The organism is Niastella koreensis GR20-10 (genome assembly GCF_000246855.1).
Classification (GTDB): domain Bacteria; phylum Bacteroidota; class Bacteroidia; order Chitinophagales; family Chitinophagaceae; genus Niastella; species Niastella koreensis.
The window spans coordinates 5,911,708-5,935,696 of record NC_016609.1; the positions used below are offsets into that span (position 1 = coordinate 5,911,708).

At 40.0% G+C, this 23,989-nt stretch carries 20 protein-coding genes; 5 read left to right on the forward strand and 15 right to left on the reverse strand.

Annotated elements, in window-relative coordinates; translation table 11 throughout:
• Positions 1–334 precede the first annotated feature (334 nt).
• Positions 335–1,714: a thioredoxin family protein gene (locus NIAKO_RS23405; protein ID WP_014220930.1), complete on the forward strand. Its 1,380-nt coding sequence runs from the start codon at positions 335–337 to the stop codon at positions 1,712–1,714.
• Between the two features lie 1,450 nt (positions 1,715–3,164).
• Positions 3,165–3,311, forward strand: a complete 147-nt coding sequence (locus tag NIAKO_RS39370) for a transposase domain-containing protein (RefSeq protein WP_133055376.1) — start codon at positions 3,165–3,167, stop codon at positions 3,309–3,311.
• Positions 3,312–3,440: 129 nt separating this feature from the next.
• Here NIAKO_RS39370 and NIAKO_RS23415 read toward each other — a convergent pair whose 3' ends face one another.
• The 4 genes from NIAKO_RS23415 to NIAKO_RS23430 form a co-directional block, all read right to left on the reverse strand.
• A complete protein-coding gene (locus tag NIAKO_RS23415; RefSeq protein ID WP_014220933.1) occupies positions 3,441–3,656 on the reverse strand; it encodes a hypothetical protein in 216 nt (71 codons plus the stop codon).
• Between the two features lie 374 nt (positions 3,657–4,030).
• A complete protein-coding gene (locus NIAKO_RS23420; protein ID WP_014220934.1) occupies positions 4,031–4,645 on the reverse strand; it encodes a hypothetical protein in 615 nt (204 codons plus the stop codon).
• 560 nt (positions 4,646–5,205) lie between these two features.
• Complete coding sequence (locus NIAKO_RS23425) at positions 5,206–7,074, reverse strand: histidine kinase (RefSeq protein WP_014220935.1); 1,869 nt, start codon at positions 7,072–7,074, stop codon at positions 5,206–5,208.
• Positions 7,075–7,079: 5 nt separating this feature from the next.
• The gene (locus tag NIAKO_RS23430; protein WP_014220936.1) at positions 7,080–7,838 is read right to left on the reverse strand and encodes a LytR/AlgR family response regulator transcription factor; all 759 of its coding nucleotides are present in this window, start codon (positions 7,836–7,838) and stop codon (positions 7,080–7,082) included.
• A 368-nt stretch (positions 7,839–8,206) separates the two neighbouring features.
• On the opposite strand from NIAKO_RS23430, the gene NIAKO_RS23435 reads away from it, so the two are divergent.
• Complete coding sequence (locus NIAKO_RS23435; RefSeq protein ID WP_014220938.1) at positions 8,207–9,361, forward strand: hypothetical protein; 1,155 nt, start codon at positions 8,207–8,209, stop codon at positions 9,359–9,361.
• A gap of 109 nt (positions 9,362–9,470) precedes the next feature.
• Here the strand turns inward: NIAKO_RS23435 and NIAKO_RS23440 are convergent, their stop codons facing one another.
• The 10 genes from NIAKO_RS23440 to NIAKO_RS23485 all read right to left on the reverse strand — a co-directional run bounded on the left by NIAKO_RS23440 (position 9,471) and on the right by NIAKO_RS23485 (position 20,273).
• On the reverse strand, positions 9,471–9,737 hold the full coding sequence (locus NIAKO_RS23440; RefSeq protein ID WP_014220939.1) for a hypothetical protein: 267 nt from the start codon (positions 9,735–9,737) through the stop codon (positions 9,471–9,473).
• A gap of 1,178 nt (positions 9,738–10,915) precedes the next feature.
• Positions 10,916–11,572 carry an RteC domain-containing protein gene (locus NIAKO_RS23445; protein WP_014220940.1) on the reverse strand — a complete coding sequence of 219 codons (657 nt, stop codon included), beginning with the start codon at positions 11,570–11,572 and terminating at the stop codon, positions 10,916–10,918.
• A gap of 347 nt (positions 11,573–11,919) precedes the next feature.
• Positions 11,920–12,690: a thioredoxin-like domain-containing protein gene (locus NIAKO_RS23450; protein ID WP_014220942.1), complete on the reverse strand. Its 771-nt coding sequence runs from the start codon at positions 12,688–12,690 to the stop codon at positions 11,920–11,922.
• Between the two features lie 158 nt (positions 12,691–12,848).
• Positions 12,849–13,697 carry a TIR domain-containing protein gene (locus NIAKO_RS23455; RefSeq protein ID WP_014220943.1) on the reverse strand — a complete coding sequence of 283 codons (849 nt, stop codon included), beginning with the start codon at positions 13,695–13,697 and terminating at the stop codon, positions 12,849–12,851.
• A 111-nt stretch (positions 13,698–13,808) separates the two neighbouring features.
• Positions 13,809–14,351, reverse strand: coding sequence for a hypothetical protein (locus NIAKO_RS23460; RefSeq protein WP_133055373.1), 543 nt, complete (start codon positions 14,349–14,351; stop codon positions 13,809–13,811).
• 157 nt (positions 14,352–14,508) lie between these two features.
• Positions 14,509–15,501, reverse strand: coding sequence for a vWA domain-containing protein (locus tag NIAKO_RS23465; protein ID WP_041347200.1), 993 nt, complete (start codon positions 15,499–15,501; stop codon positions 14,509–14,511).
• Between the two features lie 203 nt (positions 15,502–15,704).
• Entirely contained in the window at positions 15,705–16,205 is a 501-nt protein-coding gene (locus NIAKO_RS23470; RefSeq protein WP_014220946.1) for a hypothetical protein, read from the reverse strand.
• Between the two features lie 51 nt (positions 16,206–16,256).
• Positions 16,257–16,679 (reverse strand): secondary thiamine-phosphate synthase enzyme YjbQ, encoded by a 423-nt coding sequence (locus tag NIAKO_RS23475; RefSeq protein WP_014220947.1) that lies wholly within the window; start codon positions 16,677–16,679, stop codon positions 16,257–16,259.
• A 142-nt stretch (positions 16,680–16,821) separates the two neighbouring features.
• The gene (locus NIAKO_RS23480) at positions 16,822–18,624 is read right to left on the reverse strand and encodes an ATP-dependent endonuclease (RefSeq protein ID WP_014220948.1); all 1,803 of its coding nucleotides are present in this window, start codon (positions 18,622–18,624) and stop codon (positions 16,822–16,824) included.
• 284 nt (positions 18,625–18,908) lie between these two features.
• Positions 18,909–20,273 carry an ATP-binding protein gene (locus tag NIAKO_RS23485; RefSeq protein ID WP_014220949.1) on the reverse strand — a complete coding sequence of 455 codons (1,365 nt, stop codon included), beginning with the start codon at positions 20,271–20,273 and terminating at the stop codon, positions 18,909–18,911.
• A gap of 261 nt (positions 20,274–20,534) precedes the next feature.
• Between NIAKO_RS23485 and NIAKO_RS23490 the strand changes: the two genes are divergently transcribed.
• On the forward strand, positions 20,535–20,858 hold the full coding sequence (locus tag NIAKO_RS23490; RefSeq protein WP_014220950.1) for a DUF6804 family protein: 324 nt from the start codon (positions 20,535–20,537) through the stop codon (positions 20,856–20,858).
• Positions 20,859–21,183: 325 nt separating this feature from the next.
• On the opposite strand, the gene NIAKO_RS23495 is transcribed toward NIAKO_RS23490, so the two are convergent.
• Positions 21,184–21,645: a hypothetical protein gene (locus tag NIAKO_RS23495; RefSeq protein WP_041347202.1), complete on the reverse strand. Its 462-nt coding sequence runs from the start codon at positions 21,643–21,645 to the stop codon at positions 21,184–21,186.
• A 1,897-nt stretch (positions 21,646–23,542) separates the two neighbouring features.
• Between NIAKO_RS23495 and NIAKO_RS23505 the strand changes: the two genes are divergently transcribed.
• The gene (locus NIAKO_RS23505) at positions 23,543–23,926 is read left to right on the forward strand and encodes a hypothetical protein (RefSeq protein ID WP_014220953.1); all 384 of its coding nucleotides are present in this window, start codon (positions 23,543–23,545) and stop codon (positions 23,924–23,926) included.
• The last annotated feature ends 63 nt before the right edge of the window (positions 23,927–23,989 follow it).

Genomic DNA, 23,989 nt, shown 5'->3' on the forward strand with positions numbered 1-23,989 from the left:
CCAACTAACATATAGAATATTGGCTAAAGGACGCTGATCAGGCGTAAGATGTAGAAGAATGAGGTGTAATGACTATTACTATTGATTAGGCATTTATGAAGTAAGCGCAGGAGAAGGTGATAGATAGGGTTTAAAATCGTTTTACTAAAGTTAAACACAAAGTACGAAAACCGCAATCGAATAGAACTGAAATATTTAGACATACCCATTTAACTGTAAAAAAATGATCTGGATCAGGAAATTTTACTCGGGCATATATTATAATTGAGAACCTCAAGGTTAATTTTCCCCTTTCACGGCCCATAAACGTTTCTATGAAAATATAAATAAGCATATGAAAGCCATATTGGTATTGATTTTGTGTGCCCCCATATTTCTTCAAGCGCAGGATGCTAAGCTATATGTGCAATCTGAAAATGCCCCAATACCCCGCCATGCTAAAAAAGCAGGATCTGGTATTATATGGGCTGATAATCTAAACTGGCAGCAAGTAAAGAAAAAAGCGCAAAAAGAAAATAAGTACATCTTCGTAGATTGCTTTACCACCTGGTGCGGGCCCTGTAAAAAAATGGATAAAGAGGTATATGTAAATGACTCAGTAGGCCTTCTATTAAACACAAAATTCATCTCCGTGAAAGTTCAGATGGACTCAGCCAAAGGAGATAATGAGTTTACCCGAAGCTGGTATAAAACAGCCAGAGAAATGAGCTCGTCATACCATGTAGCCGAATACCCTACCTTCCTTTTTTTCTCGCCTGATGGGGAGGTTGTCTATAAAGACCTGGGGTATAAAATACCAGCTACATTCATGCAAATTGCCCGGGACGCATTAAATCCTTCAAAACAGTATTACGCACTTGTACGATCGTATAAAAAGGGGAAAAGGGACTACGAGAATTTGCCCAGCCTCATCAAGATGTCAAAACAACTAGGAGACTCAGGCAATTATCTGCTACTTCTAACGGATTATTATGCGTACTTACAATCACTGGGGAAAGACAAGCTATACACAAAGGAGAATATAGAATTTATTGCCTCTACAATAAGTAAATCAAGCCAACTCCCTTTTAATATGTTCTATCCTAATGGTACAGCAGTGGACTATGTGATGAAAAAAGAGGGTTACGCCAAAAATGTGGTCGACCATGTAATAACTAAAGAAAAAGTTAACCCATTTTTAAGGGCAGCTGAAGGAAAACCAGAACCGGATTGGAGTACCTTATACAATATCATAGATAACAATTATAAGGGTGATTATGCAGATCGTAATGTAATGGAGGCCAAAATGAGGTGGTATCAATTTTATGGAAATGCGCTTAAATACACTACTATCCTAAATGATAAAATGGAAAAATATGGATCAGACACAACCAATATGGGTGAAGATTTTAAATTGAACACGAAGGCCTTTTTAATTTGGCAGAAAATCAAAGATGCCACAGAACTAAAAAGGATAATAAGCTGGATGGCAGGTGTTGTAAAAAGAAGCGAAAAAGCGTCAGGTGACTATGTTAAATACAGGCCTTATTATATAGACACGTATGCTAACCTGCTTTATAAAGTCGGCGAAACGGCTGAAGCTCTCAAATGGCAAGAACTAGCAGTAACTCAAGGAAGAGAACTTGATATAGATAAAGATGACTTTGAATCAATTCAGGAAAATTTTGTAAAGATGAAGAAAGGAGAACCAACATGGCCAACTGACAAGAAATAATTTTTGTCATTATATAGGACCATTGCCTGCAAATGCATTTCCCCAAACTGGAAAAAGCATTTGCTTTTTTTAGTATTATTCACCAATTAAACCGTCGGTTTATTCAGCTCCTGCTCATGCAAGAAGCTAAATAAATAATCGCTTTAATTAAACAGTATTTTATTTGTTGCCTTACTTAAGATTTGGGAATGAAACATAAAATAATAGTCATAATGTAAATAAAATTACTTTCAGAAAACAATACAGCACAACAAAACGATGTAACATTTATATGACCTAACCTACGTCATATTCCCTTAATCTGGCAACAAATGCACGGGCGTTGGACAATTATTACTTCCTACGCAGGTTGCAGTTTGTCCATCCCAATTTACCTGATACCAATAATTAGGCGGTGGGCTTGGTTCTATTATCATATTCTGAATGACAAAACAATTTTGATTGGGCCCAGTGTTTGATACGCAAAATGCTTGATTTTTTTTAGATATAAATGCATATGCACTGCCAGCTATGCCTAAAACAATTATACATAGCACGATCATTCTCGACTTGTTCATAATATTTATTTTTAACTTTTAATCGGAAGTATAACTGTGAACAATTATTAATTCGCATGCTATTTAATAGTGAATTAGGTTACTATTTTCGGATTTAAATACTTACCTCATTAACCTTGTATTAAGTGAACAGGAGTTGGGCAATTATTACTGCCTACGCAGCTAGCATTATTACCGTCCCAATTTACCTGATACCAATAATCAGTTGGGCCAGGCCATATAAGCATATTTTGAATTACAAAACAACCTTGATTAGGCCCCGTTTTTGACACACAAAACGAGCCACCTTTTTTTGATGTAATTGCATAAGCGGTGCCAACAATACATAGGACAACGATACATGTAACGATCATTCTTACCTTGTTCATATAATTTATTTAATGCAATTTAACCAAACGATACGCTACTATTGTCGCATTTCTGGAATTATATATAATGCGCCTTCAAAAAGATTTTTAAGAAATTGATGTCAGATTGCCTGGAGACAGTCACATAACCGTTACAGCAACACCCAATCAGCAATGATACCTCACTGCTTTATAAATCGTCAGCAAGCAATTCTCCCTACATGGCCTAAAATGACTTACCACACTAATTTACAAAGCGCGCTTTTTTGAGATTCAAAATTCCAGCAGCATCTTTTCCTTTTTCAGCCCTCCTTTCCCTATACTTGGTTAACAACAGGTCGATTTTTTTATCAACCTTTTTAGAAAGACTCCTATATATGGTATCGTGGTAGAGCAGGGCGATACGAATTTTAAAGAACCCTACTTTTATATAGGCGCCGCAAAAAAAGACCTCGGGATCCGGATGACATAGCAGCAATCCCGCCCGTTAATTTCCTGTTTGTCGGCTCACACGATGCATCACAGAATGCTGCAATAATTTATTCACTGTGGGCCACCTGCAAGCTGCACGAGGTGAATAGATATGACTACCTGAAGAAAGTACTTAACGTAATGCCTACCTTCCCAACTAGTAGAATACAAGAGCTTCTTGCTCAAAGCTGGAAGGCTTCCATCACTGAATCCAATTACTAATTGTAAAATATTGGCTTCTTGGCTAGCCATGGATGGCAATGCTTGGCTAATACCTGTAGTAACTCGCGTTTACTTAAAAAGAGCCCCGGCATTACAGCCAGGGACTCCCTCATAAACGCCACCTAATTATTACTCATTTTCCTCCAGCACCGCCGTTTGGCTTACGGCACCCATTACACTACCGGCTACCGCAACGTAACCTGCAATATCTGTAATGATCTTTGGCAATTCCACATTGGATGCAAACACGGCTCCGCTGACCGCTGCCAATGATAAGCCGATGGCGCGAAGTATTTTAAAAAACTTCGGGGTGGTACTTTGCACCCGATTGATAATGTTGTTCATATGTAAAAATTGGTAAGTTAATAATAAATGGCACTTTCTACTAACCTGTCGCCCTAACCGTATAGAGCTACTTACGGGCCAGTGCCCTTGCGCACAGGGCATCCCGGCCAATAAGATTTGCCTTCGATAGGCATGGAAGCTTCTGAATATGCATGCCTGTCTAGGGCAAAAAACGCTCAGGATAAGGAGGAATAGAATAGAATTTCATAGGATATGGTGGGCAGGCTGGCAACAGATGATTTAGGCTTCTTTTGTATGGCTGCTATAATAACAGTCAGCCGTATTCCTTACAGGATGTAAGCTGTTCATGATCGCCTGCACTCCCTCGCCACGCTTCGGCGATCAAGTCGGGACTACCTATTGTACATTGCTCTTTACTGGATTACCTTCGACATTAGCGTAGAGCCTTTCATTTGTTTGTCCTTACCTACGACAAACACCTGAAACCAATACCTGGAAACCGACTTCAGGTTAGTGAAAGTATTTTCCCGGTCCGTAGTGGTGTCCGTTATCCACACACTATCAGGTGTCATGGGATCAGGCGTGCATTTGTGGATGTACGCTTTGGCCCCTGTTACCTTTTTAACACGGGTGATAGCAATTCCAGGTCCCCCAAGCTCTACTGTGAACTTCTCTACTTCCGCAAGGTTTTGGTCAATTGCCTTTATTCCACTGATATCGAATCCGCTGCTCAACAGCTTCGCAGGATCACCATTACTGACTGCGGTTACATGGTCCGCCAATTCATCCAGTATTCCGATCATCTCAGCCTTCTTGCCATTTTTTACTGCAGCCAGGGTCCGGTCATTTCTGCCTGCCTTGTTAATTGTTCCGGTATACTCTCCGCAAACTTTTTCCAGCCGTGTCTGGATTGGACCTGCATCAGGAAATGAGGGATTCCCTTTTGTGCTGTCTGCAACGCGATTAGCTATTTTAAGAGATTCCATATCGCTTGCATACCTGTACGATTTTTTAATTTTAACTTTCATACAAAATGTTTTAAATAAATTAATAAATAAAAATTCCGGTTACGCTATTCATTCAGGTCTTAAAAATTCTATCAATCGATTGACAATGCAAATAAACATCACAAAACAGCTTGCAAAACCTAGTAAACCTAGTACTAGGTCGGTTAACTAAGTGATTATCATGAAGAAGAATTTTTAAAAAAGTTTAGAGAGTGGGCTGTTGTCCTAGTTGATAGAATCAGAAAGCGGTATATGTCTATGTACCAAAAAGAAAAAGCCTCCAGATTGAGAGGCTTTTCAATTTATATTATCAAACACTACAGGATCGTTCGTTAGGGATTCACCATGAAAAAAGCCTCCCAAGGGAGGCTGCTATGCTAATCAAATACCTTTTAACCATTCAAAACCTTTATGATAGAGTAATTTAAAATATTTTTTATAGGTATAAGCTTATTCCCATCAAAATGATCAAATAAATTGATTTCGGTTAATTATATTGTTTATCTAGTTAAAATAAGCAAGAAGTTTAAAAGGAAGTTTTCTTTCAAGGTAATTAAGGAGATTAAAATATTTGCAAAGGCTCAGATGCTTATTGATAATTGATATGGAACAATCAATTCCACACGAACCCCAGCCTGCCTACCTGTAGCTTTTTTATCAATGATCTTTACTTGCGCAGGTGTCTTGGTTTGCCAGCTTAATATTTCTAATCGCTCTTTGTTAATGATGGTAGATAAAGACTGCTTTTGAGAATCATTATCGACAGTTTGCAAACCACGGCCATTGTCTTCTATAACGCAATGCAGCACTTTATGTTTCTTTTGGATTTGGATGTTGATTTGCCCTTTTTCTTCTTTGCCGTCAAACCCGTGCAAAATAGCGTTTTCAGTAAAAGGCTGTAACAGCATGGGCGGAATTAGTATGACTTCCTGGTCATTTATACCGTTAACTTCAATGTGATAATCAAATTTATGTGTCAATAAAGCCCGCTGCAGTGTTAAATAACTAGCCAGGGCATCAAGTTCGTTTTCGAGCGGCACAAAAGGCTGTCGGGCATTTTGAAGACTCAAATTAAAGAGTTGGCCTAATTGCTGAACAAATTCAGTGGCGCTTTGGATATTTCCCTCTCGTATTACCTTCTTTAACTCACTTACGCAACTTAATAAAAAATGATGGTTGATCTGGCCTCTGAGTAACTGTTGTCGAAGGCTTTCTTCCCTTGCTTTCATTTTAAATTGCTTCCGCTTCCACACCCAATAGAGATATATGCTAAGGAGGACGACGCCGCTAATAATCTGAAAGATCGCATTTTTTTGTTGCTGCCTGATTCTTTCGCTCTCCTGGTTGCTTAGCGCCAGCGATTTGATCTGAAGGTCTTTTTCCAGCAGGCTGTATTTTGCTTCCAACTCCCTGGCACGGCCGATAACGGAGGAGTCTACTTCCTTTTGAAAATAACTGAAAGCAGAATCCTGGGCTGAATAAGCCAATTCATGCTTTTTTTGAAGCGCCAAGTTGGCCGCTTTGGCCAGCCATATTTGCTTTTGGAGCGCCCAGTTCTTTTCATGCGAAGCAAGGCGCAGCGCCGTATCCAGCAAATGTTCATCCTTGAGGTATTCACCCAGCTTTAGATAGGTGGCTGCTATATTGTAGTAAGATTGAGCACTCAGTTCATCTAATTTACGGCTGATCTGCATGCCCTTCAACTGATAGGCAAGGCCCTCTTTCAGATATCCTTTTTTTGAAAGAAGCGTTCCCAGGTTTTCAAACCGCACTGCGTTATAATAGGGATTGCTGAAACTGGTATCCAGCATCAATGCCTGGAAAAAGATAAGCGCGGAATCTATCTCGTTCATTTTCCCGTAGTATTCGGAAATGTTCGCCGCGAAAACTGTTTTATGCTTGGGGCTTGTGCTGCGCTTAAAGCCCTCGAACAGGTATTTTTTTTGCATGGGCAGGTCCCCGATCTTCTCATAGATATTATACAGTTTCAGGCAAATCAGCGGCAGTCCCGGCGTATCAATTTTTTGAGCCATGAAATAAGCTTCGCGGCCGTAGATCAGTGCGCTGTCAAGGGAATGTTGGTCGCCCATGATGTCTGCCGTTTGAATTTTACCGGCCAGGAGCTGCCGTTGGGTGGTATCTTTCTCCAGCGCCAGCTGTAGGGACCGATCCGCATACAGGCGGGCGCTATCGAGCTTGTTTTCGAGTTGATATACCACTGCCATACAGCGAAGCCAGGAACACATATCTATATAGTTGTCCTTTTCTTTAATGTACGGCAGCAGGCTGTCCAGTATTTTTTTGGCGGCTGCAGTTTCCAGATTTTGTAATAAGGGATTAACCCGCTGTTTAAAAAAGGGCAGCAAGGGAGCTTTGGCAGGTTGCTGACGATGGTTACCATTGGTATTACAGGCCATACAAATGATGGCCAGGACGAAGATCCTATACATAGCGGTTAAAGGGTTTTAAAATGCAGGTTGATCATTTCCTTTTTCCGGAGCGACACCGGGATTTCTGTACCATCCTTTAAAGAGAGTATGTCCTTTTTCCGATGTTTGCGTTGGATATAAAATTTATTGACAAGATAGGAGTAGTGGGTACGCAGGAATAACTCGGCGGGTAATAATTCCTCGTAGTATTTGAGGCACTTGGGAGTGACCACCTTCTTTCCTCCATTTAAGAAAACGACAGTGCTGCCATGTTCACCCTGAATATAGCAGATATCTTTTACCTCTGTTATCTCTTCAAATTGCCCGGACTGCAATACGATGCAATCCGGCTTCTTTCTTTTCCTGAAACTATCCTGGGCGATGTCAATTTGTTCCCGTAACAGGGGGTGAGCTTTGATAACTTTTTGTAAGGCCTCCCTTAATTCGTTTTCGTTTATGGGTTTTAGTAAATAATCAATGGCGCTGTAACGTAACGCCAGACTGGCATTATCGTTGTATGCCGTCATGAATATGACCTTCGCCTGTGTTGGTTTATAATCGAGGATATCGAAACCCGTTCCATCCGGAAGTCCGATATCGAGTAACAACAGGTCCGGTTTTGTGGCATTGATCAATTCTTTGGCTTCATGAACAGTGCCACAGGCGCCTACCACTATAAAGTCAGATTGTTGTTGGAAAAAATATTCTAAGTCCTGCTGGATGGCAAGGTGGTCGTCAACTATCAACACCTTTAAGCGAGATTTCTGAGGAGCGGTCAGGTTCATGGTTTAGTATGAGTTAGGTATTCAGTATTAAATTTAAATATTATTTAAGGTTAATCCATAACGTGAGTAGCTCTGTTGCTACTTATTGATTTGAGTCAATGTTATTTTAGAACGTGTAAAATCGACGAAAAGGATTTGCCTAACTGTTGCTTTGCGAATTTTCCAAAAACCCATGCGAAAATTTGAAATTACCCGGCAGTTTTCCGGAAAATTCAATTCCTGGTTGCAAGCTCCTTTGCGAATTTTCGCAAAACCCATGCGAAAATTTGAAATTACCCGACAGTTTTCCGGAAAGTTCAATACCTGATTGCATTCTCATTTATTTTTGAGCAGGATTTATTTTAGAACTGTTAATTTTTTGATCTGTTATGGATAAACATCCGATTGAAACCTGGGATGAATTGGTGCGTTCAATGCTTCACCCGGCTATATTATTACCATCAGCGCCAGCCGCTCTACATGAGTACCTGGTTACAGCGAAAGATCTAAAGGAAGCTGTCAGAAGGCAATTGCTGCGTGATACGATCAATAATAAAACAGAAACAGCAATTAAGTTATTGGTAGAACGCTATCAGGCAGAATCAGCTAACCTGCTCGACCTGCTCTTTTATTACCAGCATTATGAATCCATTACCAGGGAATTAATTCAATTTTACCAGGCCGTTAGCGCACAATTGGAAGCGATCATTAATTTGCTCCGCAACAACTATGGCCGCTATTTTAACGCAGATCTGAACCTTCCTCTCCATTTTCACCATCGGGAAGGTGTTGAATTGAAACGTTACTGGAAGATCATTGCCCAAACGCTGAGCCAATGCCCGGAAAACCTTCCAATAGTGAAGTTGCTGAATCAATGCATTAATGGGGTTCTTCATCACAATGATGAAACGGTAATGACCTATCAACAGGCCTCTTATTTTAAATACTTACTGAAGGAATTTTCCAGGTGTCTTTCTTCTTCTGCATCTACACCGGGATATGTGGCGCTGACCGAATTGCTGATTCGTTGTAACTTCAACGAGTTTTCGTTTATACAGGAAGTCTGTACAGGTATAAAAACGGAAGTCGATAATAGAGAATCAGACGAATTAAAACTTGAATTTTTAAAAAGTACGCAGAAACAGGTGATTCAGATCCTGGAAAAAAGTAATGCAGCCTATCATCCGGCACAACCTGCAGCGAAACAAACGATCCTCGAATGGATCGCGCAGGAAATAGCCTGGCTGGAAGGTACAGACTTTGTTCCGGAAAAGGCAGCGCTCAAAGAAGGGTTTAAAATTCATACATCGATCTCAGTCCCCGTACTCGCATTAATTATCCGTTTATTTAAAGAATCGGGAATTGTTACTAATATCAATCAAACAGAGATCTTAAAGTTAGTTGCCGGCAACTTTACCACACTACGTAAATCTGAGCTTTCGCACGGTCACCTTCAAAGTAAATACTACGAAATAGACGAAGGCACAAAAAGAAAGGTCTGTGATTATTTTATGTCTATGGTTCAGCTATCCAAAAAATTATAGTACTAGGTGTTCGTGGTACATATTTGAGTTCGTGCATTAATACAGATTCCAGCGAAATGCTACGTTCTCTTTACTGCAGAAACAGATCCTGCAGTATTTCAAAATCCATTCATTTATCTAAAAGATGATCGATTTGAAAATCAACAACATTTTTATATTTAATAAGAGTATGCCAGGAAAAATTGCTGCTTGTGTCCTGGTTATGCATTCCAAGGAGATTAGCTCTAAAACCGTTTTGGTAAAGAATTTCACAGATTGAAATATACACTTCTATGTCGGCGTTTCGCTCAATTAGCCGCTCCTTGAACATTCTTAACATTAATTCAGCCTGATCTTTTGCAACATTTTCATTAATAGTGTATTGCTTTTTACTCATATAAATCTTTTATCGGTTCTCTTCAGACAATTTTAGGCTTCCGCTACTAAAGTTACAAAAACTGAACTTAAAAAACGGAAATAAACTTTACAGTCAACCTAGCCTTGACTTACATCAATAAACAACCGGATGTATACCGGTTATAAACAAATGTTGTAAATTAGTTTTATTCATTTACCCCGCACTTATTTAAAAATTTCATTCAGATAACTAAGGGAAGGTATTTTGATTAGTTAGCCAACAGTACTATTTAGCGTGGCGGCCTTCATTTGTTTGTCCTGGCCGGAAAAATCAGTTTCTTTATTGTATCATTCAAATTGAAAAGTCAACTTTTAGAATTGATTGGGGCTATAATTGAGTTTGAGCAATGATAGTTTTAAAATGCAGGTTAACTATTTCGGAATGCAAACCCATGAATCAAACTGATCGCCTGGCAAATCAATTCTCCTCCTCCATATTCAAATTATAAACTTCACCACATTGATTAACTCCAGCCATAGACGGATGACAATCTTCCCCGACTCGAAGAAAGTTACCAAATTTCAGTTTGGACTTACTAACTCATATTACCGCCTTCATAATTTTAATTGAATTCTGGACAATTTAATGAATAGGCCATGCAATCCTCATTTTTTAGCATGCATGCTCTTAATGTCATAACAAGAGTTAGGTTATGGTTAAACAAAATAAGTTGGAGGGTATAAAATGTTTGTTGATGGCCACAAAAAATAATTGATAGCTTTCAATAATCGATGGAAAGCCCCCAACAATCGAAAGAAGGCTGCCGAAAATAAAATCCACACTTCCTAGATTTATTTTGGTGGCGGGTCCAATAATTTGAGACTACGCCCAATCTATTTCCAATCAGGCATGAAGCATTCTTGATTCTGCATAATGCATAGATGAGATCGAACAAACAATTTAGACCTTCCAATATGCAATTTGTCACATTTGACAAAGCAAAGATGTGACTCCAAAAGCTATTTATGTCATTCAATAATTGAAAGTTGCCACATAAAAAGCAGAAGTTGTGAAATAAAATCCATTCTAGTAATCCATGGAAAATATTATTATTTTAAAAACCAGTTAATCCTTCACGTTACCCCGAATGCATTTATCATGAAGGCCATAGACTCGCTGATAGAAGCGTTACCATTGTTGAACTTTTCCCGGGTATACTAGGCGTAGCCCAATTCCACTACATCGGTGCTGGTAGCTGTGCAACGCAGCGAACTATGATGGGCACGTAAGGCAGTATTGTCTGGAGAAGGACCAACCAGCTTTGGCTTGGGATTCAGCATGCCATCTATGTATTTTATCAGCAGCTCATAGGCCATCAGTTCCGCCAGCATTCCATCGAAGCTGGTAGAAAAAACGCTGTCAAAATGGTTGATATCAGGGCAGATTTTCCAATCATAATTGCCCCGGATAAAAAACAATTCATCATGATGGGTATAGCCCTTCCGGTAGTAAGTATAGTATTCCCGGTTATCGGCAAAAAAGCGATTGATGTCACGCAGTTCTGTTTCCAGCCGTTCTTTTTCCAGCAATCCGCTTCCGTTATAATACCCGGTATGCAGTCGATATACTTTTTTATAAAAAATACACCTGGACATGACCTCCGGTTTTACCCGCTTAAAAAAGTAGATCTCGCAATCCCGGTCGGGAAAAGCATTGGTTGTAACCCATTGCCGGAGCTGCAACAGGCTGTCCTCACAGATGCGGATACATGTTTCCTGCCTGGCAGGCAGACCGGTGTCCCGGGCTTCGGCTTCCTGCAGCCGGAATCGAAGGGATTGAATCAATTCCTCAAACGTTGATTGAAAAGGCAACATAGTTTGTTTCTTTAGGTGGGGTAATTAGAAATAAAAACTGTTACTAATCAATAGCAGTAAACGATTGCTGGTGGAACAGCAAACCGTCAGAAATGGGTGCATGCGAGAGACTTAACCTGTGGTCGTATGTATGGCGACGACGCCTTGAAATTTTTAAGGGTGAAAATCAACAATGGGTATGACTCAATAACCGATCAGAATAACTCAGTGCGCTATGCGCTGATGCCTGTAACAAATATATTGTTTATTATTTTGATTTCAAAAGGGGTAAAGGCCTCATATGCCTGTACTAAGTAGAAAAAGGGTGTTTTTCACGGTTAGTAACACCCTCAGTTGCAACATCGGTTTTATTTCACCACCTGCTCAATCGACTGTACCGTAAAATAATCCTTCAACAACACCTTCTTATCCTTATCCAGCAGATACATAGTGGGAATGGCGCTCAGATCATATATTTTTCGTTTATGCAGCGTACCATCCGTGATACCGGAAAGCCATTGCCTGGGGTATTCGCCCAGATGAGCCCGCCAGGTTGTTTCAGCGGTATCTGCATAAATAGAAAGCACCTTTAATTCACCGGCTTTTACTTTTTGATCGATGATCGCTGACTGCAACAATGCCGCCCTCATTTCCTTACAGGCCTCGCATTCGGGGTTGTTAAAATACAGCAGGAGAAAGTTGGCTTTGATGTCATACATCCTTTTCATAGCTCCACCAGGAGTAGTATAAGGGAAATCATTGGCCACACTGCCCAGGTTGTTCTGGCGGGATAAGATAAGCTTTCCCTTCGCGATTTCCTTTTCGGGGGCGATGTACCAATGGGAGTTGATCTCCGCCTCCAGGATTGTTGCATACATTTTTTGATTTCGATAGCTGGAGTTGGGGCTGCCAAACGGCTCGGTTAAAAACACAATCGTTTTACGAAACACCGCACTGTCTTTTGCCGCTTTAACCAGGATGCCGGCCAGGCTGTCTAAAGCCTTGTTTTCATTCATAGCCGGTGTGCCCAACACAAAGGCCCTCAATGATGCTTCATCATATAGTGTAGGCTTCACTTCCTCTTTGCCGGTGTTCATACAGGATGTAAAAAAGATGGCGATAAGCAGGCTGTATTTCATGTGTTATTCCCCCAAGGTTGAAAATATAAAAGTAATTCGAAAAACGGGGAATCGCTATGAAGCTGTTTGGTTTGAGTAAATATCAGTAGTGACGTCGAAGCGTTAAAAGTCATCCTTGATGTCGACTTGATAACGCCAGCAATATCACATTATATGCATCAGTTTTCTTTATTCAGGTTGATAAGTCTGGTTAACACCCGTATTAATTCATGCTTCAAAGCAACGTTATCAAGCTTTGTGGTATCGACATTCCGAATATCCTTTACAGTATTTATTTTTTGGGACTTTAAAAAATTGAAAAGGTGAACGCTCAACTCCAAATCTTCGATGGGCCTATCACCCATTTCCCCGAACTCAATATTGCTATCCGATTTGAAATTCAGATACCTTGGTTTCACGCTATCGGAAATCTTTTGCTCTGTATCTTCTACCTTGCGTAATCTCTTATCAATAGCTCTTACAGAGTATAATATTTCGTTTAGTAAATCCTCCTTTGGCCTTTCTTCTTTTATTTCCTCTTCAGGAGTATTACTTAATATTTCCTTAAACCCTTTTTCAAACTGAGGCCAATATGTCTCATAAACATTGGCGATGATATTTTCTCTCAATGCCTTTTCACCAAGTCCATTATTAATGCTTCTTATTAATTGGAAAACGCCTTCACGGCTTGGCATTGTATGATTAAATTGAGCCAGGGGATCTTTAACATCATTCGGTTTTAGATCAACTAAAAATATGTAAACCCTGTTAGAAGTTAATCCTTTAGCTAATGCACCAGATTCAAAAAGGATCCATGGATTACTAAGATTGGCCTTAGTTAAGCAAACAATACCATTTTGTGTGCTTGAAAGCTGATTCGTGATTTCTGAAAACCACAGTGATCCTTTATCAATATCCTTCGTTGATAACCACGGATCTACTGCCTGAAGAACACATTGTATCCAAACGTTTAGCAATTCCGCTACCTGTCTGCTTCTTTCTCCTGACCAGCTAATAAATACTTTCATGACTATAAATATTTGTTGCGTCTAACTCTTCAAAATACGTAATTTTTTGTTCCAATTTCTACTGACAATCAGTATATTTTTCGGCAAGGCCGCTATGGACCGCATTTTCACTTACCGTACATACACCCTATTGGACTGAAAAAGCGCTATTAATTTATCATGCGCATCCATGTAATCCGCTATGTCCTTAATACCTGTTCTTTCATAATAGGCGATTGCCTCATGATGCCTTATCAACTTATACTTAGACCTGGAAGCCAATTCAAGACTGGTGGTGGTGCCATCCAGGAAGCCAATACTGTCGGGAATACTCAACGCACTTTGTGTTTTTAAATTCCAAAGGCTTCTCAGATCTATACTATCTGCAATTTTCTTCGGAAAGGTTTTGGACACCGCGACGAAACTGTCAATTTTGGCATCTGTAAAAGCATTCCAGGTGCGAAAATTTTCATCGTTATTCTGCGTACAATAAACCCGGTAAAAAGTTAAATTAACAGTGGAGTCTATCAACCTTAACGAGTAGATCTCTTCATCAGTAGCCATTCCAAATACAGAAAACTGTCGCCAGGCCCTCACTTCAAAGCTGTCGACGCCGTCATACAATCGGTTCAACCCAATACCCTTACAGATGCTATTGTAATGCTCTACTTGCATCAAATCAGTTTGAGCCCGGCGATTATTAGTAGTATCCTGTAAAATTCTTTCAAATGCCGGCCCGGTTGGTTTGGGGCTAGACGGTTTACAGGAAAAAAGGACAGCAATAAACAGGCATGCTATTGCCAACGTTCTTATCAATGGTGCATTCATATGATCAGGCCTTTACAGGATTTGCATTTCTTTTCTGATACCGGTACAACAGCGTTCCGGACGCCACCAAAACAATCAGGGCTATACCACCATACAGGGGATATTGCTTTTGTTTTTCCTTCTTCGCCATTACTGTAACCACTTCGGCCGGGAAGTTTTTTGTGGCAGCATTCGTAACCAGGTAAATGCTGTCAACGTTAAACGACAATTCTATTTGCCTGGTGCTGTCGGCAGCCGATAAGTTAGGCGAATTATACACCAGTTCGTAAAAGGCCTGCACCTGTTTGCTGATCTCCTGGTAAACAACATTCAACGACGAAGCCGAACTGGTATAGTAATACTGTCCCCTGGTGGATTTGGCAATCAATGAAAGCGTGTCTCTGTTTACATTTCCCAACCCCACGATATAGATAGGAATTTCTGCTTTATTAGCCAGCTCCACCACCTGGCTCCATTTAAACGCAGACCGGTTATCGAGCCCATCAGTAAGCGCCACCAACACCTTTACGCCATCCGCCTTTTTAACTTCCTCGATCCCCCTGATAAGGGCATCATAAAAAGCCGTAGTTCCGGTAGCATGGATAGAGTCTACCATGGTGTTGATCTTCGACACATCCTGGGTGGCTGGTAATACCTGGTCAACGGTTTCAGAGAACCCGATTATGCTGATGAAATCTTTTTTTACATTGAAGGAGCTGACAAACTTTTTCACCGCCGATTTTGCATTTTCAATAGGCGCCACATAACCCTTTGGAAAAACAAGCTGAAAATTATCGTCATAATACACCAGTGAATTCCCGGCTTTATCTACCATTTGGGCATTATCCTCCTGCATAGAACCGGAGTGGTCGATCACAATGCCAATGTTAATGGGTTTGAACCGGGAGATAGGCGCCAGGGAGATCACCTTACAATTTTGGATATTCTCCTTTACCATCATTTTCTCTTTCGTCAGATTCCAAACCGGCTCACCTTTTCTTGTTTCGGCTTTGAACACTACCGAAACATCAGGAAAAGAATCGGGATAGATATTTAAAATGGTGAGGTCGGCCGTATCGGTGGTGGCTAATTTTCCGGTTACTTTATTCGTCTGTCCGAAAACAGCAGCCGAAAAAGCAAGCGCTATAACTAAGAGTAAGGGGGTGTTTCATATCGATTACTATAATACGGCAGATTCAGCAGGAATCAAAATTTACCCGCCTATCTTTTCTCAACCGTTATCGGGCGTGCTTTCAGGGTATAATAGCTGAAGATTTCCGCCACTTCTTTATCACTCAGGAACTTCAGACCCGTTTCGGCTTTTGCATCGGCTTCATTTTCCATGGAGCGCATCAGTATAAGGTTATAAGCTTCTTCCTTTTTGTTCCTGTCAAGCCCCTTATGATTTACCGTAAATTTTTCATACGCATTGGCCATCGCCAACCAGATGGCAATCTCCTTATCCGGGTTCTGTTCACTTTTAAAGTCGTCTATGGTTTCTTCCAATGTGCTTGGGTTTACTTCCGCCAGGACCCTTTGGATCCGCATGATCTTCTCCAACTGCGCTTCACTTAAGTTTTCATGAACAACCGGGCCTGCGCTTAGCTCCTTTACGTTAATTTTTTCAACAGGTGCAGGTTCCGGTTTGGCCTTTTCTTTACAGGAAAAAACTGTCAATCCGAAAACTAAAGGAAGCACTACTATCAGGGATCTTTTTAACATCGATGTCTTATTTATTAATTTATATGCTTACTTTTTAATTATCCTCCCCTATCACTGGCCCCAGGCCGTGATCACAATGCTTCTCGATCCACCATGATTGCGGTGCTCACATAAATAGATCCCCTGCCAGGTGCCCAATGCCAGTTGGCCATTATGGATAGGTATCAACACTGAACTGCCCAACAGGGCCGCTTTCAGGTGCGCCGGCATATCATCGGAGCCTTCATAATCGTGCCGGTAATCCGGATCGTTTTCCTTTACGGTTTTATTGAAGAACATTTCAAAATCATCCCGAACGGTGGGATCGGCATTTTCGTTGATGGTGAGGGAGGCGGACGTATGCTGAATAAATACCTGGCACATACCCGTTCTGATTGTTCCTATTTCCGGCAAGGCGCGGAGGACTTCTCTTGTTATGATGTGGAAACCCCGTGGTTTTTCAGGTAAGGAGATGATTTGTTGGTAGAAGTTCATGGTGCAAATTAACGAAAACAAGCAGTTTCGCCGAGGCGGAACTGGCTGTTAATTTTTCCGCACACCCTTCCGACAACTATGAGCAAAAAGGCCTCCAAGCAAAGCCTTTTTTACTCAAGTATCTAAAGCTTCGGGTAATAAATTATTCTGCTGCTATCAGTAAGGCTTCGTTTTCTGCAAGAATATTCAAAGTAACATCAAATAAGGATTCAAATGTTTCTTTCCATGATTGAGGAATATCCGAAACCGCTGACCAGTTATAGGTATAAATAAATGCCTGGAACGGTTTGTCTGACGATGGAACCGGATAACCTAACACATCTTCAACACACTCATGGTTTTCTCTTGCTCTTTTGGGATCATTCACTTCGTTTATTATTGGCTGATTAAACTTTTCAGCTCCTTTTACGCCTTTATCTCGATCAAATAACACGAATGGTTTTATACCTAAATCTTGCAAGTATTTAACAAGAGAAATAATTGATGCTTTTCCCCGTGCACGAACTATTTGTGTAGTTGATAATATTTTCTTTTCAATATCTTCTGGCAAAAGCTTAATTGTATTTTTTATTGCAAGTAATTCAGTGTCACCCTCTACTACGACAACTCTCTCGGCAAAAAATACTCTTGAAACTTCATCATCAAACATTTGCAGCATTTTGACACGGCATCTATCATCCTCTGGGAGACTGGCAAAAGCGCTGGTTAAACCGTAGTTCACACACGAAATTGTCGTGTCATTTAAGAGCTCCATTTTTGTTAAACTTAATGGATCCTTGGTTAAATCTATCATCCACGGCGAATGTGTCGTACACACAATTTGATCCGTTTGACCTAAAGAATATATCGTATCCCTTAATAAATTCGCAGCACTAGGGTGTAGATAAATTTCAGGTTCCTCAAAGCCAACGATTACTGGACGGGTTTCAATTTGCCTTTCTAATTTTAAGTTTGAATGGTATCTAAGCATTGCAAAAGCAACAGTTCTGACTAATCCAGTTCCTTGTTTATCAGCTTTGGTTTTCACATTAGAAAATAGTTGAACATCATATTTGGGCTTGATTATATCAGTTAAATTTTGAAGATTGGGAGTAATTTCAATTCCACAAGCGGGGAATACAGAGCTAATTATGGCGTTAACGGCTGTCGTTAGCTTTTTTATTAAAGACCCTTCCGAAGCCGGGTTCATTTGCTCTTCTAATGAGTTGAGCTTTTCCTGTATTTCTTTGGCAAGTTCTGTTGAACTTAGTAAGTCTTCAAATAACAAACTTAAACATTCACTTAATACGCTTGCCCCTTTTTCCTTGCCTTCCAGATCGGAAAGATTTACCAAGGAAGGAATTTTTATCACTCGTGGTAATTTAGAAATTACATTTGAAGGAAACCCTCCGGGGTTTTCTTCATATTTCGGGGCAGCAGTAAGGTCGTAATCAACAACTTCAATAAATTCGGCCTCCCATCCTTTAAGCAATTTTTCGTTAGGCTCAGACTTTGCTAATCTTTTATTGCAAGTATCTGCAGGTATACCTAAATCAATTAGATCCTGAACTTTTTTTGCGATTTTAAAATCATCTTTTAGGGTATAAGGATAAGACAAACTTTCAAACTTCGGTTTACCTACATTTTTAAGGTTATATGTCTTTTTGTATATGAATTTCCCGTCAATTATTCTGCCTTTAAAGCCTCTGCTTAAAGAAGTTTCCTCATCTATTTCAGAAAAAACACCGGTGAGTTCAATTGTATCACAACGCTCTCCGTTTTCTTGTTGCCTAAAATCAGCTTCAACCACTACGTCGGTTTTGAGAGATAGTAATGCATTTATTGCATCGATGACAGAGCTTTTGCCGCAATTGTTCGTCCCAATGATAAAAGAAGCAGGAGATAAATAGATTTCAGCACAACTAATACGTCTAAAATTTTTAATGGTAATTTTTTCCAGTTTCATACCGAATTTTTATTGAGTAAAGCGAGAGCTACTCAATGACGTTTAGTTGGGGTATATCTAACTATACAAAGGATATATTAATCAAAGGTATAAAATTTATCACTCATATTACACCATTTAAATATATCAAGTATTGGCGAATATATTAACCCAGAGAAGCATATTGAATTTTCAATCGTACATAGCATAACGTAGTCGATACGGGACATTACAAAAATTATAGGGTTTGACTGGGTAACGGGTAAGGATGCAAGAAATTGATCAGGATCAAACACCGAAGTTTATCATTCTTTAACCTCCCAACTTCCGCCGTTAGCAGCCCCTACTCTTTCTAAGAAGTTTTCTTGGTGAAGTTTCTGAATATTTCTTTCGATCGACCTCTCCGTAACACCAATAATGGCAGCTATTTCAGGTATGGTAATTCCCGGGTTAGTTTTCATCAATTCTAAAATTTTCCCCGACGTTTTCCCGACATTTCCCCGACGTTTTCCCGACGTTTCACCGACATTTTCAGAGCTTTCTTCCGGCGTTTTCTCCGACGAGGCAACCGGCTTACCCTTAAACTCAACCATCAGCCCATTGGCATCATAGTCGAATGCAGGCTCAGGCAGTCCGGCATTGGTACATTCATCTAGTATCTTTTTCATACCGCGGCCCCAGGATTCAATATACCCGGCCCTGAAAAAGGTATGGGCAATATCAGGGTTATTAGGAAGAGAGGGATGTTTATCAAGCAATTTCTCCACCGTCCAGTCATCAGGCAACTGGCCATGGTTCCAGATATAAAACTGGTCGTCATATACACTGATCTGGATAGGGATGCCACATCCATAATCTTTATGAATAACGGCATTTATTACGGCTTCTCGTATGGCTTCTTCCGGAAATGGGTATGTTTCAACCCTGTATATGCCATCATAACTAATCATGGCTTTCATATACTTGGTAAATAGCAGGTCCATTGTCTTATCAACCTGCTCAAAAAGGTTCCCATGGATGGTATCGTGATAAAGCAGATCAGTATGCGTTTTAAAGAAACCTACTTTTATATAGGCGCCGGTAAAAAAAGCTTCGGGATCCGGATGAAATAACAACAATGCCGCCCGCTTTAAATAAGTGCCTTCTATTAACCGAAGCTTTTCCAGTAACAGGTTATTACTTACAGATACCTCCTCTTTAGGTAAACGTTTGCTGCTAACAGCTTTTTTTCTGAAATGCGAAAAAGCCCTGTCACTCAAATCGGCCGGCGTCACCCGTGGCACCGGAACACCGTCCCACCGCTTTCCCTGCTTTCTTAACAGAAACCTGTCCAACGCAGCCCCTTTGAGTTCCTGTTTGGTGCTGCCACTTCTATAATGATACTGTCCTTTATAGCTAATTGGATTTGGATACGGATCTACTTTAATTTCCAGGTATTCTTTGCCATCTTCATCCTGCACATTTACATCAACCATTATTCCCAAAATATCTTTTGCTTTATTGGGAATATCTTCCAGCAGCCTGGCAGCATCAGGCAAACCGGCTACCTCCCCATTATCGTGCACACCGATAATTAACTCACCGCCCTGGGCATTAGCAAATCCGCACAGCCATTTTAAATACTCATCGCGCCAGGTAACTTTATATTCGATGTTTTGCTTTTCAGTCATAGGTCGTTGTTTACTATGTAAACAACTTTTGTAACTTATAGTACTAACCGGAAGGAGTTGATAATTATCAAAAAATAAAGCGCATACAGGTATAAGTTCAAATCTGAACCGGCTGCAGTACAGAATTGCAAATTGAGCTAAATATGGCAATCAATTGATCCGAATCAAAAAAGTTATTTTCGTAAGGTTAAAATATAATTTTCTGTTGTGCAATTCGGTTATTCTAGCAATATTTAACCTGGCACTTCTAAATACTTTAATATGAAAATCGTAGTAAAAGGCTTATTACTGGTTTTATTTATAGGTTGCTTATTTCATATGCCATATGGCTTCTATCAATTTTTCAGAATAGCAGCGTTTGTACTATTTGGATGGCTGGCATATAATGCATTTGAAAGAGATAAAAAGGTAAGCATTGACTGTATAATCTATATTCTTTGCGCACTGCTTTTTAATCCATTTATTAAAATCCACTTTTCAAGAGGTTATTGGCAAAAAATTGATCTGGCATTTATAATTGCATTAGGTGTATGGATTATAATAGAAACAATTATAAGCATGAAAAAAGTAGCAAAACGAGCATAATGTTGCGTACTTTAAAGATAAAATCGCTCACATTTCCCGAAAAGTTGCTAAGTTCCTGGATTATATTAAGCAAAATTGTTGAAATACACGTGAATTGCTCGCCTTGACGCATTTTGAGTAACAATGAGCTATTGGTAACTAACTTTATGATGGATATAACTAACTCCGGAGTATTTGTTGCGAACTCTGCAGCATAAGTGGCTAACATCGGGCGGCTTGTTCGAAACAGGATGACAAGTTCGAAACATTGAGCGAAAAGTTGACTCGAAATGACTCATAATCACCGATAATTTAGCATTTTTACATTCGGGGATATGGCTCATTTTTACTTACTGCGGTATTCAATTTCCTCAGCAATGGCCTCAAAATTTTTTATAAATGCCCCGGTATCGTTCCTGGATCTAAGATATGCAAGGATGCCAGCTACAGTTTGCCTGGCGTCGTCAAATGTTCTGTTGGTATAATATATGGTCTTTCCTTTTTGCTCAACAGATGCCATAAATACACCCCAATACTCCTCGTCTGAAATTATTACATGCTTATCATTTGATAGCTTTTCAATTAAAGCAGCAAATAATCCATTATCAATTTTATAAAAGAAAACAACAGTTTTATATTTTAGAAATGGATGCTTCTTTACGGCCTTAAGATCTTTATTAGAAAAAATTACGGTCGTAAATCCTTTTTCCATTTCGCCGGTATGATCAAATGCTATGAATTTTGCATCAGCCTGGGAATAAGCAAAAGCGCTTACTAAGGAAAACAGGATAGATAAGATTATTTTCATGTTGCGAAATGATATATAACAGATCATTGCTGTTTGAAGGGCATAGCGCGTGATGAAATGCATTCCCCCTTTAGTGTCAATCCCGACTTGTCGGGAGGGTTAGGGGGTAAAAAAAAGACCCGCTGTAGAAACAGCCGGCCTCTAACGATTGCTTGCCATATGAAAAAAACGTACAAATCTAAGTTTAGGGTTGAGGGGTTACCTCTGGTAGCTTTTCTTTTTGTTCTCTCTTACCATACTGCTACCGTTGATGATGTAAAAGTAATACGCGCCTCCCTTTCATCATAATGAGCTTTTCAACGATTTCATTATCTCTAACCTGTATGCCGAATCGCAAAAACAGCTACCAGCCTGCAATAGCCGTATGCTGGTTCATGATCTCCGGCAGCAAAAAAGAGGCTGAAAATTTCTTATAACCCTATGTTTTACAGCCAATTTTGTAACTTGGACTGACTACTACATAAAACAGTTGCATCCAGGATAAAAAATTATTGAATCGAAAAAATTATGGCAGCAAATGAACAATTACCGGCCAATCTGCTCATCCGCACATAAAAAGTTGCGCACACTATGCAGGAGTTGATGCAACAAAAGATGTATACCATATTGGCATCGAATACCAGGAGTTCAAAGATGAGCGACATGAGCAATCTAAAAACAAAGCCTTTGGAAGCATTGATAAATTAGTAGCAGATCTTTGCGAGGGTATAAAAGAAAAAAGACCCACTGTAGAAACAGCCGGCCTCTAACGATTGCTTGCCATATGAAAAAAAGGTAAAAATCTGGGTTAGGTTGAGGGGTTACCTCTGGTAGTGTCTTCTATTCTTTCTTCACTTACCGTGCTGCTACCGTTGATGATGTAAAACTAATACGTGCTTCTATTTCTTCATAACGAGCTTTTCAATGATTTTATTATCGCTAACCTTACTATTGCTTTACAAAACAGGCTACCAGCCTGCAATACACGCATTATTGTTTATGATCTCCGGCAGTAAACAACAGGATGAAAATGCTTTTTAAACGTCTGTTTTACATCTATTATATAGATTGGTGCATGCCTAAAAAGAAAAAAGGTCTTTCCGTTGAAACGGAACGACCTCTAACGATTGCTTGCCATATGAAAAAAAGTAAAAATCTATTTAATGTGAAGCACCTGCTTCGTAGTAACTCGTCTTCTTCTTACTCACTTACTGCACTTTCTTATAACGAGCTATTGCTTCTTTTTATTATACTTAACGCTGCGATAATTTTAAATGTCTTTTTCACACCTATATGCATTACCTAAGATGCCGCTTTTCTTTAGATGGTTGCATACCGTTGAAAAAGTTCACAGTTCTGAGTTGCCGCGACGAAGCCTTTGCCTTTTGCCCTTTGCCTCCACCTCATGGTAAACCATGAGTCCCATGTTAAAAAAAAAGACCGGCTGTAGAAACAGCTGGCCTCTAACGATTGCTTGCCATATGAAAAAAAGGTAAAAATCTTTTGAAGTGGAGTGTTTGCTCCTGGTAGCTCTTCTCTCGTTGCCTTATTGCCTCGCTGCCGCTACCGTTGATTCTGATGCAAATATAAAACGCCTTCCCACGCTGTCATAATCACGTTTTTCACCCTTTCATTATGCCAAACCGGGCTAAACAGTAACAAAACCCTTACTCCTACTAGGTTTCACCATATTTCCGCCATGGTTTCCAACGATAAAACGCCGTGACCAACCACCCCCTCCTTCACTTTTCCTTAACAAATATTAACAAGCTAAACCGGAAAACTACTGCAATAAGTGTTTGAATTACGGCTATCGGGAACTACTCACTACTCACAACGCCTCTCACCTTGTAAAATGCTTGTTAAGAGATCAGTATATCCTTTAACAACTGACTTAAGTTTATATTTTTGCCTGGTCATGCTAAAAAAGTTACTGGCATTCATATTATTGTTCGCTCACCTGAACACATCCATGTTCATTCCACAGATGGATGAAGAGGTGGACGTGTACGATGGCGCCGGTAACCAGGTAGATGATATCAACACCCTGATAGAGTATATCGACCAGGATGTACTGGGCCATTCCGATAGCACGCCCGAAGATGAGGACGATGATACCAGCCGTCCCCTGCATGTGATAAAGATCGTCGACTACAGCTATCATCCCTTCTTCGAAGAAGCACAAACAAAAGATTCAATCAAAAAAGAACCCGCCATAGTTTTCACCGGCTATATTGAACATAAACCCACAGCCGGTTTTACTAACATTTTGCTGCCACCACCGAAACAGGTAAAAGCTTAAAGGCGAAAGGTAAAAGCATAAATGTAATTGCCTTTATCGTAAATCACTATTTAACGCAAAGTA

What these genes read in the sequence shown, in the direction of transcription:
- NIAKO_RS23425 (WP_014220935.1), bottom strand. Translation starts at nt 7,074, where the DNA reads ATGTATAGGATCTTCGTCCTGGCCATCATTTGTATGGCCTGTAATACC.
- NIAKO_RS23450 (WP_014220942.1), bottom strand. Translation starts at nt 12,690, where the DNA reads ATGAAATACAGCCTGCTTATCGCCATCTTTTTTACATCCTGTATGAAC.
- NIAKO_RS23435 (WP_014220938.1), top strand. Translation starts at nt 8,207, where the DNA reads ATGGATAAACATCCGATTGAAACCTGGGATGAATTGGTGCGTTCAATG.
- NIAKO_RS23490 (WP_014220950.1), top strand. Translation starts at nt 20,535, where the DNA reads ATGAAAATCGTAGTAAAAGGCTTATTACTGGTTTTATTTATAGGTTGC.
- NIAKO_RS23440 (WP_014220939.1), bottom strand. Translation starts at nt 9,737, where the DNA reads ATGAGTAAAAAGCAATACACTATTAATGAAAATGTTGCAAAAGATCAG.
- NIAKO_RS23455 (WP_014220943.1), bottom strand. Translation starts at nt 13,697, where the DNA reads ATGAAAGTATTTATTAGCTGGTCAGGAGAAAGAAGCAGACAGGTAGCG.
- NIAKO_RS23460 (WP_133055373.1), bottom strand. Translation starts at nt 14,351, where the DNA reads ATGCAAGTAGAGCATTACAATAGCATCTGTAAGGGTATTGGGTTGAAC.
- NIAKO_RS23430 (WP_014220936.1), bottom strand. Translation starts at nt 7,838, where the DNA reads ATGAACCTGACCGCTCCTCAGAAATCTCGCTTAAAGGTGTTGATAGTT.
- NIAKO_RS23480 (WP_014220948.1), bottom strand. Translation starts at nt 18,624, where the DNA reads ATGAAACTGGAAAAAATTACCATTAAAAATTTTAGACGTATTAGTTGT.
- NIAKO_RS23420 (WP_014220934.1), bottom strand. Translation starts at nt 4,645, where the DNA reads ATGAAAGTTAAAATTAAAAAATCGTACAGGTATGCAAGCGATATGGAA.
- NIAKO_RS23470 (WP_014220946.1), bottom strand. Translation starts at nt 16,205, where the DNA reads ATGTTAAAAAGATCCCTGATAGTAGTGCTTCCTTTAGTTTTCGGATTG.
- NIAKO_RS23505 (WP_014220953.1), top strand. Translation starts at nt 23,543, where the DNA reads ATGCTAAAAAAGTTACTGGCATTCATATTATTGTTCGCTCACCTGAAC.
- NIAKO_RS23485 (WP_014220949.1), bottom strand. Translation starts at nt 20,273, where the DNA reads ATGACTGAAAAGCAAAACATCGAATATAAAGTTACCTGGCGCGATGAG.
- NIAKO_RS23415 (WP_014220933.1), bottom strand. Translation starts at nt 3,656, where the DNA reads ATGAACAACATTATCAATCGGGTGCAAAGTACCACCCCGAAGTTTTTT.
- NIAKO_RS23495 (WP_041347202.1), bottom strand. Translation starts at nt 21,645, where the DNA reads ATGAAAATAATCTTATCTATCCTGTTTTCCTTAGTAAGCGCTTTTGCT.
- NIAKO_RS23405 (WP_014220930.1), top strand. Translation starts at nt 335, where the DNA reads ATGAAAGCCATATTGGTATTGATTTTGTGTGCCCCCATATTTCTTCAA.
- NIAKO_RS23445 (WP_014220940.1), bottom strand. Translation starts at nt 11,572, where the DNA reads ATGTTGCCTTTTCAATCAACGTTTGAGGAATTGATTCAATCCCTTCGA.
- NIAKO_RS23475 (WP_014220947.1), bottom strand. Translation starts at nt 16,679, where the DNA reads ATGAACTTCTACCAACAAATCATCTCCTTACCTGAAAAACCACGGGGT.